This window comes from Rhizobium sp. NZLR1, from assembly GCF_017357385.1.
GTDB lineage: Bacteria > Pseudomonadota > Alphaproteobacteria > Rhizobiales > Rhizobiaceae > Rhizobium.
Window position 1 is genome coordinate 2,026,886 of the sequence record NZ_CP071632.1, and the last position, 18,741, is coordinate 2,045,626.

The 18,741-nt window shown below is 60.2% G+C and carries 14 protein-coding genes and 1 pseudogene; 6 read left to right on the forward strand and 9 right to left on the reverse strand.

Annotated features, from left to right (window positions below):
• Positions 1-866 precede the first annotated feature (866 nt).
• Positions 867-1,022: pseudogene (locus J3O30_RS10175) on the forward strand (IS630 family transposase); the annotation flags it as partial.
• A 56-nt stretch (positions 1,023-1,078) separates the two neighbouring features.
• On the opposite strand, the gene J3O30_RS10180 reads toward J3O30_RS10175, so the two are convergent.
• The 5 genes from J3O30_RS10180 to J3O30_RS10200 form a co-directional block, all read right to left on the reverse strand.
• Positions 1,079-2,377 carry an epoxide hydrolase gene (locus J3O30_RS10180; RefSeq protein ID WP_207584019.1) on the reverse strand — a complete coding sequence of 433 codons (1,299 nt, stop codon included), beginning with the start codon at positions 2,375-2,377 and terminating at the stop codon, positions 1,079-1,081.
• Between the two features lie 179 nt (positions 2,378-2,556).
• Positions 2,557-5,559: a PAS domain-containing protein gene (locus J3O30_RS10185; protein ID WP_207584020.1), complete on the reverse strand. Its 3,003-nt coding sequence runs from the start codon at positions 5,557-5,559 to the stop codon at positions 2,557-2,559.
• Between the two features lie 131 nt (positions 5,560-5,690).
• On the reverse strand, positions 5,691-6,065 hold the full coding sequence (locus J3O30_RS10190) for a response regulator (RefSeq protein WP_207584021.1): 375 nt from the start codon (positions 6,063-6,065) through the stop codon (positions 5,691-5,693).
• Positions 6,062-8,722, reverse strand: coding sequence for a PAS domain-containing sensor histidine kinase (locus J3O30_RS10195; protein WP_207584022.1), 2,661 nt, complete (start codon positions 8,720-8,722; stop codon positions 6,062-6,064). The genes J3O30_RS10190 and J3O30_RS10195 overlap by 4 nt, the downstream gene beginning before the upstream one ends.
• Before the next feature lie 140 nt (positions 8,723-8,862).
• Entirely contained in the window at positions 8,863-9,534 is a 672-nt protein-coding gene (locus tag J3O30_RS10200; RefSeq protein WP_026157621.1) for a response regulator, read from the reverse strand.
• A 248-nt stretch (positions 9,535-9,782) separates the two neighbouring features.
• On the opposite strand from J3O30_RS10200, the gene J3O30_RS10205 reads away from it, so the two are divergent.
• A complete protein-coding gene (locus J3O30_RS10205; protein WP_207584023.1) occupies positions 9,783-10,715 on the forward strand; it encodes a LysR family transcriptional regulator in 933 nt (310 codons plus the stop codon).
• Between the two features lie 236 nt (positions 10,716-10,951).
• Here J3O30_RS10205 and J3O30_RS10210 read toward each other — a convergent pair whose 3' ends face one another.
• Positions 10,952-11,620: a VOC family protein gene (locus tag J3O30_RS10210; RefSeq protein WP_207584024.1), complete on the reverse strand. Its 669-nt coding sequence runs from the start codon at positions 11,618-11,620 to the stop codon at positions 10,952-10,954.
• A 213-nt stretch (positions 11,621-11,833) separates the two neighbouring features.
• On the opposite strand from J3O30_RS10210, the gene J3O30_RS10215 reads away from it, so the two are divergent.
• Genes J3O30_RS10215 through J3O30_RS10230 form a run of 4 tightly spaced genes read left to right on the forward strand, consistent with a single transcriptional unit; the run spans position 11,834 to position 15,678 of the window.
• A complete protein-coding gene (locus J3O30_RS10215) occupies positions 11,834-13,120 on the forward strand; it encodes an epoxide hydrolase (RefSeq protein WP_207584025.1) in 1,287 nt (428 codons plus the stop codon).
• 38 nt (positions 13,121-13,158) lie between these two features.
• Positions 13,159-13,968, forward strand: coding sequence for an SDR family oxidoreductase (locus J3O30_RS10220; RefSeq protein ID WP_207584026.1), 810 nt, complete (start codon positions 13,159-13,161; stop codon positions 13,966-13,968).
• Positions 13,969-14,003: 35 nt separating this feature from the next.
• Positions 14,004-15,032: a D-cysteine desulfhydrase family protein gene (locus tag J3O30_RS10225; RefSeq protein ID WP_207584027.1), complete on the forward strand. Its 1,029-nt coding sequence runs from the start codon at positions 14,004-14,006 to the stop codon at positions 15,030-15,032.
• 52 nt (positions 15,033-15,084) lie between these two features.
• The gene (locus J3O30_RS10230; RefSeq protein WP_077988599.1) at positions 15,085-15,678 is read left to right on the forward strand and encodes an NADPH-dependent FMN reductase; all 594 of its coding nucleotides are present in this window, start codon (positions 15,085-15,087) and stop codon (positions 15,676-15,678) included.
• Between the two features lie 52 nt (positions 15,679-15,730).
• On the opposite strand, the gene J3O30_RS10235 is transcribed toward J3O30_RS10230, so the two are convergent.
• The 3 genes from J3O30_RS10235 to J3O30_RS10245 all read right to left on the reverse strand — a co-directional run bounded on the left by J3O30_RS10235 (position 15,731) and on the right by J3O30_RS10245 (position 18,688).
• Positions 15,731-17,278 (reverse strand): aldehyde dehydrogenase (NADP(+)), encoded by a 1,548-nt coding sequence (locus J3O30_RS10235; protein ID WP_207584028.1) that lies wholly within the window; start codon positions 17,276-17,278, stop codon positions 15,731-15,733.
• A gap of 206 nt (positions 17,279-17,484) precedes the next feature.
• Positions 17,485-18,120 (reverse strand): isochorismatase family cysteine hydrolase, encoded by a 636-nt coding sequence (locus tag J3O30_RS10240; protein ID WP_207584029.1) that lies wholly within the window; start codon positions 18,118-18,120, stop codon positions 17,485-17,487.
• Between the two features lie 19 nt (positions 18,121-18,139).
• Positions 18,140-18,688 (reverse strand): hypothetical protein, encoded by a 549-nt coding sequence (locus J3O30_RS10245; protein WP_207584030.1) that lies wholly within the window; start codon positions 18,686-18,688, stop codon positions 18,140-18,142.
• Positions 18,689-18,741: the final 53 nt, after the last annotated feature.

Consider the following 18,741-nt stretch of genomic DNA (forward strand, 5'->3'; position numbering starts at 1 on the left):
CCACTCTGATGGCTCGGGCCGACCACCTCGCTCGATAACCTTGAGAAGAGGGGCAAGTGCATTCGCCGGCCATGAGGAGCTGGAGATGATCTTGTGATCGCCGATGGGTTCCTCGTTAGCGCCGAGGACGATGGTACCGTTGGCCGCGTCGGACGCGATGTGGTCGAATGTCGGCCTTGGACGACTGACACCGGGCGCCACCTGGGCCGGTGGTTGCCTAAAGCGAGGACCGCAACTACGGCATCATTTCAGACAGCGAGTTTTCATTGATGCGCTTCGCGTGCAACCCGATCTCCGGCGTATCAATGCCCGAGACGAACGGAACTCCCCCTGAGTGGGTGTTCTTGCTCGAGTGCCTGTTCTTGTGCGATGAAAACTGCGTACGGCGCGCCCACTCCACACGCTGTAGCGCAAGCGAACAGTGCTGCCGTCCGAATAAAGATGAGAGCCTTGAAGAATGCGATTGAGTTCGCACCCCGCCCCAACCGGGCAATTGGCAAGGCTCCGACAAGTTGCGCGGTTGTCATGGCCGCGAGCGCCGTTGCCCCAGTAGCGGGGTTCCCAGTGATCGAGAGTGCTGCCAATGCGAAGGCAATCGACGCTCCTGAGCGAGGTGCGCCGAACAAGCCGTAGGCGACCGCCCAGCGGATAGTCTGATGACTTTGTAGACCGCCCCAGTTCATTTTCCGCCAATTCTGGCCGTATCGTCCGCAGATAAACCTTGCCAAAGTATTTGCAGCACGCGTGGTGAGAAGCGCCTCGCGTCCAGTGACTTGGAAGCATAGGTGGTACTCACCATCAGGATGAGTTTACCGCAAACTTGCACCAAGCACACTATACTAAGGTATTGCCTCTGATCTCTGACGATAGAAAAGCTCTTTGCCAAGATCAAGCACGGGCTGCGCAAGGCGCAGGCCCGAACCCGACAGGCTATCGACGACGCGCTGGCAGAAACCCTTCAAACCGTCTCGCCGAAAGAGTGCCAAAACTACTTCAAGGAAGCCGGATATGAACAGACCTAAAACAATCCCGCTCTAATGTGTCAAACGCGGCGCGGCTTGCCGCGCCGCCGTGCGTTTTAAATATTTTCGCGGATCGGCTTGAACGCAGCTCGGAGTTCGGCTGTAAACAACTCCGGCTGCTCCCAGGCGGCGAAATGCCCGCCCTTCGCCGGGCGGCCGTAGTGGATGAGTTTCGGATAGGCCTTTTCGGCCCAGCTCTGCGGCGCCTGATAGATTTCATCCGGGAAGGCGCTGACGGCGACCGGGATTTTGATGCCGCGCGGATCGAAGAAGCCGCCGGCGGGGAAATGCGCGTTGTCCCAGTAGAGCCGAGCCGAGGAGATCGCCGTATTCGTCAACCAGTAGAGCGTGACGTTGTCGAGCACGTCGTCGGGCGTAAGGCCTTCCTTCTCGCCGCCGAAGGAACGAGCGATCATCCGGTAGCTGCGGATGTCGTGATCGAGCATCCAGGAGGCAAGTCCAATAGGCGAATCCACAATGCCGTAGAGCGTCTGCGGCCGATTGTTCATCTCGATCGCGTAGCCGAGCCCGTTCTTGTAGAAATCGTCGAGCTGCCCATAGGCCCGCTTCTCGTCGTCCGAGAGGCTCGCAGGCGCCGGCGCGCCCGATGACAGCAGCTTGGCGATATCGGCTGGCACGGTGGCCGCCATGTTGGTGTGGATGCCGATGAGGCCCGCTGGCTCCTGCACAGCCATCAGCTCGGTGACCGCATTGCCCCAGTCGCCGCCCTGCGCGACGTACTTCGTATAGCCGAGGCGCTGCATCAGCACGGCCCAGGCCTTGGCGATGCGCGGCGGATTCCAGCCCGTCTCCCTGGGCTTAGCTGAGAAGCCGTAGCCCGGAAGGGAAGGAATGACGACATGAAAAGCGTCGGCTTCGGTGCCATCGAAGGCGGTAGGATCGGTAAGGGGCTTTATGATCTTCATCTGTTCGATGACCGATCCAGGCCAGCCATGGGTGATGATTATTGGCAGCGCATTTTCGTGCTTCGACTTGACGTGAATGAAATGAATGTCGAGGCCGTCTATCTCCGTAAGGAACTGCGGAAGGGAATTAAGCCGAGCCTCGACCTTTCGCCAGTCGTGGGTCTTCCAATGGGCGGCGAGCTTCTTGATCGTGTCGAGCCTGACGCCCTGGCTGTCGTCTGTGACGTTTTCCTCGTCCGGCCAGCGGGTGGCGGCAACGCGTCGATGGAGATCGGCGAGTTGATCCTTGGACGCGGTAAACTTGAAGGGTCGGAGCTCGGATACCGTACCGGTCGCTGCGAACGCTTTGGGAAACACCCCGATTGCACTGGCGGACGCCGCGACTGCAAGCAGTGTTCGACGGGTGACTTTTTGCTCTACTCGGGACATGGCGTCCTCCTTGCTCGTGCGTTGTTTGACGAGGAGGAAATTCGCATCGAAGGAGTTCTGCAACAATTGCACCAAGGTATGGCCGACACCTTTGTATCGGGTGGTTCCCCCGCCTGCTCGACTGTCGTGCGGAGGTGGACCGGATCAGAGCTGCCGGAGCGGGGGGAGATTCCAGCTTTTCATTGCGAGGCTGCCGTGATGCTTGCCTCTTCGGCGGACGGTACGGAGAAGTGCATGGTAACGCCCGGCCCTTGGTTAGGCTCAGCCCAAAGGCGACCACCATGACTCTCGATGATGGAACGACAGACTGAAAGACCGATCCCCATCCCATTGTTCTTCGTCGTGTAGAACGCTTCGAAGATCCGCGTACCTCCGTCTGGGTCGAGACCAATTCCGTTGTCGCTGACCGCAACGCTTATCTGCCCATCACCGCCGAGCTCGGTTTGGATCTCGACCGATCTCAGCCGATCCTTCACGCCAGATACCGCGTCAATGGCGTTGCGAAGCAAGTTGTTGATCACTTGTTGAAGTTGGACTCGGTCGCCGTTGACGGGGGGAAGGGAGGTGGCGAAGTGCGTTCGAATAGCGACGCCGTTGCGTCGCTGATCACCTGCAGACAAGGCGACTACCTCACTCACCGCGTCGTTTATATCGACGTCTTCGAATTCGATGTTGCGCTTACTGAATAACGCCCGCAGTCTGGCGATTACCTCGGTGGCACGATTGCCGTCCCTGATCGTGCGCCGCGCCGTCTCAAGGGCCGTTTCTATGTCGGGCGGTGTGGCTGCAAGCATCCGCAGACAGGTGTTCGCGTTCGTGATGATGCCTGACAGTGGCTGGTTCACCTCGTGCGCGATCGCCGCCGACATCTGGCCGAGGCTGAGGATGCTGGTCACTCGCGCAAGCTCTGTGCGCAACTGATCGCGCGCTTCCTCCGTCAAGCGCCTTTGTGTCACGTCTTGGATCGCTCCAAGGCATTCCCGATTTCCATTCCGGTGAATTATAACCTCGCCGATGACGCGAACGTACTTTATGTCGCCGTTGCGGGCGAGAACGCGGACCTCGTATTCCGAGTCCTGGTCGCCTTCGCGTACGGCGCCGATCTTCCCGGCAAAGAGCGCAACGTCGTCCGGGTGTATCCGCTCCGTTATCCGGTCAAACGTCACGACTTCGTCTTTTTCGAATTCGAGGATTCGAAGCCATTCGTCGGACAAGATCAGCTCGTCGGTTTCGACATGCCAGGAGAACGTACCCGTCCTGATCAAGCGCTGGCCTGCAACGAGAAGGGCCTGACTTCTACGCAGTTCATCTTCGGCCTGCTTGCGATCGTCGATGTCAGTCAGTAGTCCATACCATCGGACGATCTTGCCCTCTGCGTCACGAAGTGGCTGTCCTCGCACCTGGAACCATCGGAACACGCCGTCGTGTCTTCGATAACGGCTTTGGTAGTCGTAAGGATTGCCGCTCTTGAGTGCGCCCAGGAAGGTATCGATATTGACTTGCACGTCATCGGGGTGAGTTATGCCGTTCGTTGACCAGTCTTGCACCTCGTCGAGAGAGATTCCGAAATAGTCCAGTAGCTGTTGGTTGCTCCCGTCGAGCGTTCCATCAGGCTGCGAAAGTATGATCATGCCCGGAACCATGTTGACGATATGGCGGAATTCCCTCTCGCTGTTAGCAAGCGCGACTTCGGCGTGCTTCCGGTCGTCGATATCATTCAGCAGGAAGTACCATCGTACAACGAGGCCCTCGTGGTCGCGCACGGGAGTTCCCCGCACCTGGAACCAACGATAGACGCCGTCGTGCCGACGGAGCCTTTCCACTACCTCGTACGATTGACCAGCGGCGACTGCCTCGGCGAATCTAGCCACGCCCCGGTCACGATCGTCAGGATGAATGATATCGTTGGTCTTCCACTTTTGATGCTCGTTGAAGTCATAGCCGAAATATCGCAAGGACTGATCGTTTACGCTCTCCACAGCCCCGTCGGGCCGGAGCACAATGATGAGGCCTGGGATCGAGTTTACGATCAATTGCAGCTCGATCTCGCGCTCGCGCAACGCCTCCGCCGCCCTGCGCCGATCATCGATATCAGTCAGCAGACCATACCAGCGGACGATCCCGCCATTATTGTCTTTGACCGGGTGGCCGCGGACCTGGAACCAGCGAAATTCGCCATCATGGCGACGGAAGCGCGTCTCGAAGTCATACGGCTCTCCCGTTTTGAGCGACGCCGTAAATGTCTCGACACAGTGCTGCAGGTCGTCGGGGTGCGTGATACCATTGGTCGCCCAGTTCACAACCTCCTCAAGGGGCAGTTGGAAGTAGTCGAGAAGCTGTTGATTTGCGCCGTTCAACTGACCTTCGGGCGTAAAGAGCGCGACCATTCCTGCGATAGTGCCGACAATCAAGCGAGACTCGCGTTCACTGTTTGCGAGAGCTACCTCGGCCCGTTTTCGGTCATCGATGTCGATCAGCAGATGCAGCCACCGCTGGATCGCACCAGACCTGTCCCGCAGCGGTAGACCCAGTACGTTATGCCACCGATAAATTCCGTCGGCGCGAAGATGGCGGCTCTCAACGTTGTAAGACGTGCCCGCCATGTGAGCGGCGATCTGGGCTTCGATGGTTTCCTTCAAGTCATCCGGGTGCACGACCTCCGAAGCCTTCCAGTCCTTTAGATCCGAGAGGCTTAGCCCAAAATAGGAGAGGGTCAGTTGGTTGAGGCCTTCGACTTCCCCAGTCGGTGTTGTCACGGCCACGGGTAACGGGATGCTATCGACGACGAGCTGGAAATCGAGTGCGGCCTGCGACCTTTCCCGTTTTTGAACGACGGGTTCAATATTGGTCGCGACCGCGCACCAATTCAATACGCCGTGGGGAGCGTCTTCCAAAGGGGCCCACTGGATGAGGAAATGGTGAAATTCGCCTGCGGCGTGCCGAAGCCGCGCTTCGATCGTTCCCTGTGTCTCTGCGTGTCTAACGCTCTGCAGATGGGCGGTGACCGCGCCAACGTCGGCCGGGTGCACAGCATCCTCCCAGCGCCAAGACTCTCCGGACGCCGGTCGCAGCCCCGTGAACTCTACCCAGCTTCGGTTGACGAAATCGACTTGGCCATCCTCCAGCATGGTCCATGCCATGCCCGGCAGCGCATCGAAGAATTGAAAGACGTTTATCCCCATCGCCCACTCAAAGCCCACTTTCCGGGCGAGAGCCTACAATATCGATCCGTTGACGGCTACTGCGCGGCAATAGACACTTTAGTACCTACGCCTATGTCGGATTGCAGGCATTCCAGGTCCGCCACCCTCGATCAGTCTAACAACGATGCGAGGCGCAATGCATCCTGAAGTTCGTCGGCACTGAAGGGCTTGAACAGACAGTCCGAGGCACCTTCGCGTATCAACCTCGCCCGCACGTCCTCATCCCTGATCGCCGTTATGAAAATGATAGAAATCCTTTGGCCTCTCCGACCGAGTTCCTGCTGAAGCTCCGGCCCGGTCATGCCAGGCATTGCCACGTCGAGGATCATGCCGTCGCTGGTTTGTGGCGACTTAGAATTCAAAAAAGCCTCAGCGGACGCAAAAGCTTCCACAGACAGACCGAACGAGCGGAGGAGATCCGGTAGGGCTTCGCGGACGGATTCGTCGTCGTCGACGACCGAGACATGTTTCTTGCTGGTAGTCATAAATTCCTCCGCATATCACTTGCCGTCGGTACCGCCGACCGACCGATACTTTCCCCGTCGCCGCTCGGAGATGTCGGGAGCGAAAATCCTACGGTAGCACCATGGTCAGCGTTTGGTGCAGCCCACAGCCGGCCTTGATGGTTCTCTATAATCGAACGACTGACAGAGAGGCCGATTCCCATGCCGTCTGGCTTCGTCGTGTAAAAAGCGTCGTAAATTCGGTCCACCCCCTGGGGGGCAAAGCCTACGCCGGTATCCTCGATGTAGAGCCGGATTTCTCGAAGGCCTCCCTCTGTCCTCAAACGAATTCGTCGCGGCCGATCTCCCGCGGCCGGCATCGCCTCGATCGAATTTCGAAGCAGGTTCATGATAACTTGCTGAAGCTGCACGCGAGCGCCGGTCACGCGCGGCAAATCGTTTGCGAAGTCGGCCGTCAATGACGTTTTCGCATGCTGCAGATCGCTCGATATCAGTGCGATGACTTCCTCGGCAATCTCATTGATGTCGACTGCCTCGAGGTGCGGCGGTTTGCGGCTAAACAATTCCCAAAGACGGGCGATCACGTCGGCAGCGCGGTTGGCGTCGCGGATCGTTCGCCGGGCCGTGTCCTTCGCGATATCGAGATTTGGAGGATTCGAAGCCAGAACTCGCAGACAAGTCTCCGCATTGGTCACCATGCCAGCTAGCGGTTGATTCACCTCGTGAGCAATTGACGCGGTCAACACGCCGAGGCTCGTAACGCGAGTTACGTAGGACAGTTCTGATCGCGCCCGATTGAGCGCATCTTCCGCCTTCCGGCTCTCGGTGACGTCCTGCACGGCGCCGATCAATTCCTGATCCCCATCCCTGTTCCGCTCACTATGCGCAAGCACCCGTACGTATTTTGGCGATTGGCTCGGCGTTATCAGGGTTATGTCGTAGTCGAAGTCGCCGGCCCCTCTGTTGGCTTGATCGATAACCTGCTCCACCGTAGCTAGACTATCGGGATCCAGACGGGACAGGACGATGTCGAGCGTCACCGGCGTCGTCGGATCGACTTCGAAGATACGATAGGTTTCCGCCGACCAGGTGACTTCGCTTGTGCCGAGATTGAGCAGGAAACTCCCCGTCTTGCTGAGGCGTTGAGCGTCCGCGAGGAAAGCCTCGCTTCTGCGAAGCTTCTCCTCGGCTCGCTTTCGGTCGTCGATATCCGTCAATAGTCCATACCAACGGATGATCTTGCCTTCGGCGTCGCGAAGGGGAAGCCCTCGAAGCTGGAACCATCTCCAGGTGCCGTCGTGCCGCAGAAAGCGGGTTTCGTAGTCGTATGGTTCTCCCGTGGCGATTGAACCCATGAAGCTATCGATGCAGGTCTGCAGATCGTCCGGGTGCGTGATGCCGTTGCTCGACCAGTCGTTCAACTCTGAGAGCGGACGCTCGAAATAGTCGAGGATCTGCTGATTGCCATCGATCAACTGGGCATCCGGCGAGAAGATCGCGATCATGCCCGCGATGCCGTCGACGATCAAACGGGACTCACGCTCCCGTTCGGCCAGTGCTCGTTCCGCGCGCTTCCGGTCTTCGATATCGATGTGGGTTCCATACCACTTTACGACCGTACCGTCGTCTCCGAGAAGCGGCGTTGCGCGAAAGAGAAACCACCGGGATGCGCCATCGCTTCCACGCATTCGCGCTTCGAAATCAGCAGGTCGGCCCGATATCAGTGACGCGTTCCAAAACTTTGCGAGATCGCTGGCGTCCTCCGGATGAATGACGGATTCCCAACCGGAGCCTTCGGCTTGTTCGGCATTCATTCCTGCATATTCAAGCCATCTATCGTTCACGAAGTCGCAGTAGCCATCGGGGCGGCACGTCCATACGGTGACTGGCATCGCGTTAACGATGTTGCGAAATGCCAGTTCGTTGAACCGCAGCGCTTCCTCGGCTTTCCGCCGATCATCGATATCGATATGAAGCGCGTACCAACGTGCGACGGCGCCGCTTTCATCCGCGAGGGGACAACCGACAATCCTGAACCATCGATATTCGCCGTCGGCGCGCCGGAGCCGTACCTCGGCCTCGTAGGCGGTGCCTTTATCGACCGCCCGTTGAATGGCTTTGGTTAACCCCTGCATGTCATCGGGATGGACGACATCACTTCGACCCCAGGAACGTAGTTCATCAAGCGACCGACCATAGTATTGCAGGAGGTGGCCGTTGATCGCCTCGACGTTTCCGTTCGAATCGAGAACTCCTATGCCGGCCGGAATACTTTCCAAGATAGTCTGATTTTCCGATGCCTTCGCGGCGGCGCCGTGTCGCATCTCTGGTCGCGATGCGATGTCCGCCCCCTCGGTCGCCAAGCCGTACCACCTCTCCACCCGGTCGTTGTCGATCAATGGCTTGCAGCGGACATGCAATTCCTGCAACGCGGCGGTGGGGTGACTTATTGGCAATGTGATTTCGAAAGGCTCGCGTCCGGACAGCAGCGCGTACCACTGCTGTCTCGTGTTCCGCAAGTCTGCGGGAGAGGCGGCTAGTGGCCAAACCGTCACCGCTTCGCCAAGCCCGAGGAAATCAACCAAATTGGCGTTCATGAAATCGATGCTGCCGTCCGGGAGGGCGGTAAAAGCCATTCCTGGCAACGCTTCCAGAACCCGAACGAGTTCCACGCTCATATCTATCCTTTTCGCGGGATTGCACCCTCAGGATACCGTGCGTTTTAATCAACCTGCCGTATATTATCCTATGGTATCGGTTGTGCCGTTATCGCCGGGTTCTACCAAGTTGTGCCGCGCGCCGATCGAGGCTTTACGCTTCAGTGAATTTCGGGTGGCTCCTCCAGCCGAAGGCGCGCGGCCATGTTCACGAGGTCGGGAAGAGTTCGGGCGCACATCTTCCGCATGACTTGGCCGCGATGCGCCTTGACGGTGATCTCGCTGATATCCAACTCGTATGCCACTTGCTTGTTGAGAAGCCCTTTGACCACGCGCACCATGACCTCTCGTTCGCGCTTGGTAAGCGCCTCGTAACACCCTTGCAGCGCAAGCAGGTTGCTATCGTCACGCAACATGGCCGCGCTCTGTTCCAACGCCGAGCTCACGGCCTCCAGGAACGCAACCGTCTCGATCGGTTTGGTAAGGAAATCCAACGCGCCTCCTTTGAGAGCTTTCACGGTCGTCGGGACGTCGCCGAAACCGGACACGAATATGATCGGCATCCTGCTCCGGCTTATCGTAATCATGCTCTGGAGATCGAGGCCGTTCAGTCCTGGCATATTCACGTCAAGAACCAGGCAGCAGGGAGAGGCCAGAACCGGTGCTTCGAGAAAACTATGCGCGGAGTCGAAAAGCAGGGGTCGCCACCCGGCGGAGCCAATCAGCAGCTCCAGCGATTCTCGCACTGAGATGTCGTCATCAACGACGAAGACTGTCGGTCGATCCTGATCGCCTAGGTTCGAAGTCGTCACCGTGGAGGTCATCCGGTACATGTGCTCTCCCAAAGAGCTGTCCAGGTCGTCGCCAACTTCCCGAAAAATGGTATCACAAAATGTGCGCTTGGCGACAAAATCATCAGTTCGCTTAGCAAGCCTGGACAGAATGATCGGTCCAGCGGGGAAGTCCATTGTACGATGGTATCGGGCCTTAAGGGTCGCGCGTCACCTGCTTGTTGGGTAGAAGGCCCGTGACCGGCAACTTCGCGCGGCTCGCCGGCGCCTAAAGCGGTCAGGAGCAGATAATGGATCGTATCGATGCAATGAAGGTCTTTGTCACTGCGGTTGAAGAAGGAAGCCTGGCGGGCGCCGCTCGTAGGCTGAAGCGGTCCCCGACTGCGATCAGTCGGGCATTGGGTCTGCTTGAGCAACATGTTGGCGTGGAGCTCCTTCACCGAACGACAAGGAGTCTAAAGCTCAGCGAAGCGGGCCAGAGATATGTCGAAGCATGCCGCAGGGTGCTTGTCGATCTCGAGGAGGCAGACATGATCGCCGGCTCAGAGCGATCCTCTCCGCGAGGAACGCTGACAATTTCGGCGCCGCCCATCCTGGGCGAAGAGGTGCTCCGGCCGATCCTCGACAGCTTCCTTCGTGAGAACGCCAACGTCTCCGTTCGGCTTTTGATGCTCGATCGCTTCGTGAACCTGGTCGACGAGGGAGTGGACTTCGCCCTGAGGATCGGAAATCTCGCCGACTCGACCCACATGTCCACGCGCATTGGCGGAGATGTTCGCCGCGTCGTGGTCGCCGCGCCGCAATATCTCGACAGTCGAGCCGCAATCACTGAGCCGTCGGATCTCTCCCGCCACGACTTGATCGCCTTCTCGAACTTCGGCCTCGAATCCTGGAGCTTCGCGCCGGCCAAAGGCACTTCCGTCCCAAGAACCGTTCACTTCACCCCACGCTATCTCGTCAACAGCGTCCGAGCGGCTGCGGCATCGGCCGCCGAAGGAATGGGCGTGACGCGGCTCTATTCGTATCACGTCGCAGAATATGTCCGCGACGGTCGCCTAAGAGTCGTTCTTCATCAGGCGGAGCCACCTGCGCTGCCAGTTCACATCCTGACCCCTCAAGGACGCGCAGCCGTTCCGAAAGTTCGAACCTTCATCGACTTTGCAGTTCCGCGTCTACGTTCGGAACTTGGACGCATCGCCGCGGAATCCGGAAGCCTCGAATAATTGTGCCGAAACGCGGTTGGCTGCCTGCAGGCAAGCGACGGTTCTCCGCGCCGTCCTTCCCAGCTAACCTCCTAGTCACGGTGATGAGCTCGGCACCGGCTCGGTGCTCGTCAACCGAGGCGGACGGACGAGTGTCGCTGGTAGCCAGCGGGAACGCCGGCCCGAGAGGACCGGCGTTCTTGCGAAATGCTCGGGGCGGAGATGGTTGCCTGGGGCGCAGGCTTTCGTTCAGGAGGTCACGTCGGCAGGGTTTGGCCAGACTGCTCTTTGACCAGATAGTCGGCGTACCATTCTGGCCACGCCTCGTCGTGCTTGCCGCCGTCGCGCTTCTCATGCTCGCCATGGGCGGCCGCGGCCCTGCGCAGCGCCTCTGCGAGGTCGCCGGCGGATGTGAACGCTGCACCTTTGGTGTCGATGCGACCAGGAAGTCTCGCCGTGACTTCCTGTAGGAGCCAGCCGTTTCCGTCCGGGTCGGAGAAGGAGGCGAAAGAACCGTAGCTCGACCGGGAGGGATGTGGTCCTGGCAGCCGCTGGTCGGCGCCCTTGTGATGGAAGACGCCGCCGGCGTCGTGAAAGACGCCGCTCATCTCGGCGCCGCGGGAGGCAAGAGCCGCGTGCGCCATCTCGATGTCGGTAACGACCAAGTGGAGGCCTTGAGCGGAACCGGGTGAGGCGGCCGTCACATTCGATCCGAAAATCGTGGAGCAAGGCGAGCCTGGAGGGGTCACCTGCACGACGCGAAAACCGTCCTTGCCAGAGACGTCGGCGTCGAGCCTCCAGCCAAGGCCGGTGTAGAAGGACTTGGCGCGATCGACGTCGGACACGGGAATGACGACGACTTCGAGCTTCATGTCGATGTGATCCGCGCGCGCGGATTTGGTTGGGGTGGGTTCTTGGATAGCCATCTCGATCTCCCTGTTAATCGCGGTCACTTTCACCGCGATCGGCACGATGCGCCGTCGCTGTCCCCGATGTCCATTGTCCCAAGGTGTCGATGCGTCGAGCACGTCGGTAACCGATCCATTGGTATCGCCAATACCTTCGAACAATATCCTCGGCAGCCCTGCCGGACGATCCCTTAGACGCATTCCAACCATTCAGTTTCAACGGAGGACGTCATGTCAGCAGGAGTAGAAGCGAGAACCGCACTATCGACGACGCGGCGCGAACTGCTTGCAGTCACAGCCGCGACCGCCGCACTCAGCATTCTCCCCAAGCCCGTCAGGGCGGCGACGGAGGGCGATGCTATCCGCCCCTTCAAGTGCGCAATCCCGCAGGAGGAGGTCGATGAGCTGCGCCGCCGTGTCTGTGCGACACGTTGGCCTGGCAAGGAGACGGTTTCCGACCGTTCGCAAGGCGCGCAGCTTCAAAAGCTAAAGCCGCTCGTGGAGTACTGGGGCAAGGAATACGACTGGCGGCGCGGCGAGAAGAAGCTAAACGCGCATACGCAGTTCATGACTAGGATCGATGGCCTCGACATTCACTTCATTCACGTCAAGTCCAAGCACGCGGACGCCCTGCCGCTGATCATGACGCACGGCTGGCCCGGATCGGTGCTCGAACTCGTCAAGACGATCGGGCCGCTCACCGATCCGGCCGCTCACGGCGGCGCCGCGGAGGACGCCTTCCACGTCGTCATACCGTCGATGCCCGGCTACGGCTTCTCGGAAGTCCCAAGCGAAACCGGATGGGGCCCGGACCGCATCGGGTGGGCGTGGCACGTGCTGATGAAGCGGCTCGGCTACGACCGTTATGTGTCGCAGGGCGGGGACTGGGGCGCTGTCGTATCCGACAAGATGGCGGCGCAGGCACCGGACGGACTGCTCGGCATTCACACGAACATGCCGGCGACCGTTCCGCCCGACATTGCGAAGGCGCTCGCCGATGGCGAACCCGCGCCGGCCGGGCTTTCCGAAGACGAGAAGGCCGCCTACGAGCAGATGAACGCGCTGTACACGAAGGGCGCGGCCTACGCTTTGATGATGGTCACGCGGCCGCAGACGCTGGGCTATGCGTTGACCGATTCACCGGTCGGTCTCGCCGCCTGGTACTACGACAAGTTCGCCGACTGGACCTACAGCGGCGGCGACCCGGAGCAGTCGCTGACTAAGGACGAGATGCTCGACGACATCTCCCTCTACTGGTTCACAGGGACCGCGACGTCAGGTGCGCGGCTCTACTGGGAGAACAACGCCAACAACTTCAACGCCGTCGACATCAAGATTCCGGCTGCGATCACGGTGTTCCCCGGCGAGATCTACCAGGCTCCGAGGAGCTGGGCCGAGAAGGCGTACCACAACCTCATCTACTACAACAAAGTCGACAAGGGCGGCCACTTCGCCGCCTGGGAGCAGCCAGACCTTTTCGCATCGGAGCTTCGGGCGGCGTTCAGAACGCTGCGCTGACGCTTTATCCAAAGCACCGCAATAAAGGAGAAATGACAATGACAAACTTTCCAAGAGGCACTGCACTGATCACCGGTGGATCGTCGGGTATCGGCGCGCTCTACGCCGACAGGCTCGCCCGCCGCGGCTACGACCTGATACTGGTGGCGCGCAGCCAGGATGCGCTCGCCAGGATCAGCAAGGACATCGCAAGTTCGACCGGTCGGAAGATAAAGACCGTCCGGGCGGATCTCGGCCAGCGCGACGACCTCTCGAAGGTCGAAGGAATCCTTCGGAGCGACCCGTCGATCACCATGCTCGTCAACAACGCCGGGGTGGGCGCAGTCGAACCGTTGCTCATGTCCGACGTCGAGGCGATGGAAAAAATGATTGCGATCAACGTGACGGCTCTTACTCGTCTCGTCTATGCCGTCGCGCCGTCCTTCGTCGCACGCGAGCACGGCACGATCGTCAACATGGCTTCCGCATTAGGCATCGCTCCCGAGATCCTCAACGGGGTCTACGGCGCAACGAAGGCGTTCGTCATCGCTCTGACGTTCTCTCTGCAGAAGGAACTCGCAGAAAAAAACATCCGAATCCAGGCCGTACTTCCCGGCGCAGTGGAGACGCCGTTCTGGGAAGCGTCAGGCGGCTCGCTTGACCGTCTTCCGGACCAGATCGTCATGAAGGCGGAAGACGCCGTCGATGCGGCGCTCGCCGGTCTCGACATGGGCGAGCTGATCACCCTTCCGTCGGTTCCCGACATCGCCGACTGGAACGCATATGAGGCGGCTCGCCAGAAGCTGATGCCGAACCTTTCTCGCAACGTTCCCGCCCCGCGCTACCGGACGCCGGCACTGGCGTCTTGAAACCGGTGGGACAACACATAAGAAGAGAAGCAGAGATGTCCGACTGGAATCTTTTGAACGGTTTTCCGCGCGTGCGCCTGGTGAACGGACCGACGCCGATCCAGCGGCTGGATCGTCTGGAGCAAGTCCTCGGCGAGCGTCGACGAGGCGTCTCGATCTGGGCGAAGCGAGACGATCTGATGGAACTGGGGGGCGGGGGCAACAAGCTACGCAAGCTCGAATTCCTGATCGGCCAGGCCCTGTCGGAAGGCTGCGACACTCTCGTCGTAACTGGCGGCGTGCAGTCGAACTTCGCTCGTCTGGCCGCGGCCGCCTGCGCCAGAACCGGAATGGCATGCGAGGTCGTTCTGGCTCAAATGGTGCCCCGCGGGACCGAGATCTACCAGACGAACGGCAACGTCTTGTTGGATCGGCTCTTTGGCGCCCGTGTCCACCTCCTCGGCACGGGCGATGATGCGGGCGCATTCGCCAGGAGCCGCGCGTCGGAAATCGCCGCGGCTGGAAGCAAGGCTTTCGTGGGCACGCTTGGTGGTTCAACGCCGGTCGGAGCTTTAGGCTACATTGACTGCGCACTCGAAGTCGAAGTGCAATCGACCGAAATCGGCGTCGCGTTCGACCAGATGATTGTCCCGAATGGCAGCGGCGGCATGCACGCCGGTCTCGCCGCAGGAGCTGTTTTAGCCGGAAAAGATCCGTCGAGGATCAGAGCGTATACCGTTCTCTCGCCAGCGGAGGCGTGCGTCGCCGCGACGGTGGAAAAAGTCAACGCTGTCTTCGACCTTCTCGGGGAGCAATACCGAATTCGAGGGGAGGAGCTGGCGATAGACGGCGCTCAGCTCGGTAGCGGCTACGGCATGCCGACGTCCGAGATGGTCAAAGCAGTCAATCTCGTCGGCCGCACTGAAGGCCTGCTTCTGGATCCCGTGTACGGAGGGAAGGCCTTTGCCGGCCTGCTGTCCGATATCGAAAACGAAGTCATCGCGCCAGGATCGAACGTCCTGTTCGTCATGACGGGAGGTTCTCCTGGGCTCTATGCCTATGCAGACGCCCTGAGCAGCGACTGATCCTCTCCCCGGAGGGTCATTATCATCAACCCGACATAAAACGAGGAATGCCATGCCCACGAAACCTAAGATCGCCATCATCATCGGCTCCACCCGGCCGACCCGTTTCGCCGACAAGCCCGCACAGTGGATACTGAAGCAGGCTCAGGCTCGCGACGACATCGACGTCGAAATCGTCGATCTGCGCGACCATCCGCTGCCGTTCTTCGACGAGGTCGCGTCGAACGCCTACGCACCAAGCCAGAGTGCGGAAGCCGTTCGTTGGCAGCAGACCGTGGCCCGCTACGACGGGTACATCTTCGTCGTCGCGGAATACAATCGCTCGATCACCGGCGTGCTGAAGAACGCCCTCGACCAGTCATACGTGGAATGGGCACGCAAGCCGTTCACCGCGATCGCCTATGGCACGGCGGGCGGGTCGCGCGCACTCGAGCATCTGCGCGGAATCGGCGTCGAGCTGCAGATGGTTTCCACGCATGCGGCCGTTCATATCGGCGGCAGCGACTTCTTCACCGTCTTCTCGATGGGCGGCAACAAGCCGATCGAAGAGATCGAAGCCAACCTGCTGCCGTCGGCGAAGACTGCGCTGGACGAGCTGGTCTGGTGGGCGAAGGCCACGATGGCTGCGAAGGCTTCAGAGGTGTAACCTCTGCGAGACAAGGAGCGGGGGCGTCAGCGCCCCCGCTCCAGTTTATCGTCTACACGCGAGCGGCGGAATTGCTATTCTTGAGTGGAGCTGGAAGCAGGTCTGCCGGGAAGTCCTGGTAGGACACCGGGCGCAGGAAACGGTAGATCGCCAATGTGCCTACCGACGTCGATCTTCCGTCCGACGTCGCCGGATAAGGTCCGCCATGGACCATCGCCGGGGAGACCTCGACGCCCGTCCCGAAGCCGTTGACGAGGAGCCGTCCGGCGAGAAGTTCCAACTGCGGGATCATCTTGGAGGCGGCGACGACGTCTTCGGCATCCACGTGTAGCGCGATGGTCAACTGACCTTCCAAGGATTCGACGACCCTGCGCAGATCGTCGTGGTCACTGCAGCGAACGATCAGTCCCGCCGCGCCGAAAACTTCTTCCTGAAGCTCCGGATTGGCGAGAAAGGAAGCCGCCGTCGTCTGGAAAAGCGCGGCCGAGGCCTGATGAGCCGTTCCGTCCTTCCCGACAGAGACCTGCGATACGGATGGTGACGACGCAAGCCTTGCAACGCCCTTTCGATACGCCTCGCAGATGCCGCCTGTCAGCATGGTCTGAGCCGGCGCTTCCGCCAAGGCCGCCGCCGCGCTATCGACGAAGGCGTCGAGGCCCGCACCCTCGATGGCGATGATCAGCCCAGGATTCGTGCAGAATTGACCGGCGCCGAGGATGAGCGAAGCCGCGAACGATCTTCCGATTTCCGCGCCCCGGCTGAATAGTGCGTTCGGATAGAGGATGACGGGGTTGATGCTGCTCATTTCGGCGTAGACGGGTATGGGCTGCTTCCGCTCCGATGCGATCTTCATCAGCGCTGTCCCGCCACGGCGCGAGCCGGTGAAGCCGACGGCGCGAATACGATGGTCGGCGACAAGGGTCTGGCCGACCTCGAATCCTGCGTCGAACAAAAGCGCGAAAGTCCCCGACGGAAGCCCACATGCCGCGACGGCGTCAACGACGGCCTTGCCAACGAGTGCGGAGGTTCCGGGATGGGCGGAATGCGCCTTGACGATCACCGGACATCCTGCTGCGAGGGCAGAGGCGGTGTCGCCGCCAGCGACAGAAAAGGCTAGGGGGAAGTTCGACGCCCCGAACACTGCGACCGGTCCGAGAGCGATGTTGCGGAGCCGAAGGTCGGGCTTCGCCACCGGCTTGCGGTCGGCGTCGGCGGGATCGAAACGCAAGTCCTGGAAAGCACCGTCTCGGACCTCCTTCGCGAAAAGCCTAAGCTGTCCGACCGTCCGGGCACGCTCTCCTTCGATGCGGCCACGCGGCAGTCCCGTCTCGTCGATCGCTCGCAGGACGAGTTCGTCGCCAAGGGCCAGAATTCCTTCCGCTATCGCTTCCAGGAAGCGGGCCCGATCTTCGAGCGACGTCTCCTTGTAGGCCGGGAAGGCGTCCCAGGCCAACGCTGCGGCCTGCTCGACCTGCTCCTTCGTCGCGCCTGCGAAGTTCGGCTCCATGGTGTTGCCGTTCGCAGGATTGGTCGCGAAGAACGCTGAGGCGGCACCGCGCACGTTTGCGCCGCCGATAAGAAGGTCGCCTGAGAGTGTCATCGTGGATCCTTTCGAAATGATGAGCGGGCCGCCTTCCAACAAAATGGGGGAGTGATGCGAGGCGTCCGCGGCTGGCTGTCGAATTCAAATAAGGTTCGGCGAAGCACGTGCCAACCCCCGAAGCGCAAATAGTATTACTTTTCGATGTCAGAAATCCGGCGTGTGGTAGGACGCGCGCCGGATGGCTGTTGGCAACGGCGTCGACCTTACGCCGTCTGGGTGAGAGCGATCGCCGCCACGGTTTCCTTTGTGTCGACGATGGCACTGGCGTAGCTCGGAAGATTGACCTCCAGGGCTGCGTGCATCATTTCCGGCGAGTAGTCGGCGACCGCGTCCTTGACGACCGTGACGTCGTAGCCGAGCTCGACCGCATAGCGGACGGTCGCCTCGATGCAGGTGTGGGCCACCAACCCGATCACGATAACACGCTGTATGCCGTGCCGTTTCAGCTCGAGATCGAGATCGGTGTTGGCGAAGCCGCTTGAGCACCAGTGTTCCGATGCGACGACCTCGCCGGCCACGGGCACGAATTCGGCACGGAACTCACCGCCCCACGTGCCGAACTCGAAGCTCTTGCGGTGCCAGGCCGCACGCTGGATCGGCGCCACGTACTTCCAGTTCTCGTAGTCTCCGGCCCGGTAGCGATGATGCATCGCGAAGAACACCCGGAGCTTAGCTTCGCGGGCGGCGGTCAGCACTTCAAGCATGTGTGGAACGCAGTTGTTCGCCTCCGCGACCTCCTTGATCCGCGGCCAGATCTTGCCACCCTCAGAAATGAAGTCGTTGTAGGGATCGACCACCAGCAGTCCGGTGTTGCTTCGATCGAAGGATAGGTCAGTCATGATGTTCTCCTTCGCCGGATCAGGCCGCCTTCGTCGCGGAGTTCTTCAGGGCTGCGCGTTCAATGCTCGCAGCGAACAGCGGCGTCTCGCCTTTGTTGTGGGCGATGGACATCGGCTGTCGCTGCGTTCGGAAGAGTTCGAACGGGATGCCCTGGCGATCGAGGAAGGCGATCATCTCGTCCGTTGCAAAGGATTGGACGCGGTTGGTGAATTCGCAGCGGTTCGCATCGAGCTTCTTCACACTCAGTTCCCAGGTGACGTGGATGGTGACCCGGCCGTTGGGCGTAAAGACGTCGGAATCGGAGTCGAGGATGAGATGATCCTTTTCGCCGAGTGTCTCATGGTAATGCTGGACCATCAGGCTGCCGCCGATCGTCTCGACGTTGATCGACATCCGCGTGCCGTCGGCCGCGGTGGTGAAGCCTGCCGCGATGTGGGCCGGCGAGCAGCCTTGATATTCTTTTTCAGGAAGATTGAAGCACCACGTCGGGATGTCGATCTTCTCGATCGGCGCATTGATGATGGCCGAAAAGCTTGAATCGACGATCTGGTGTTCGAGACTGTGCATGGGATATCTCCATTGTCGTTGAGTGCGTTGAAGGATGTCCGATGCCCGCGCGC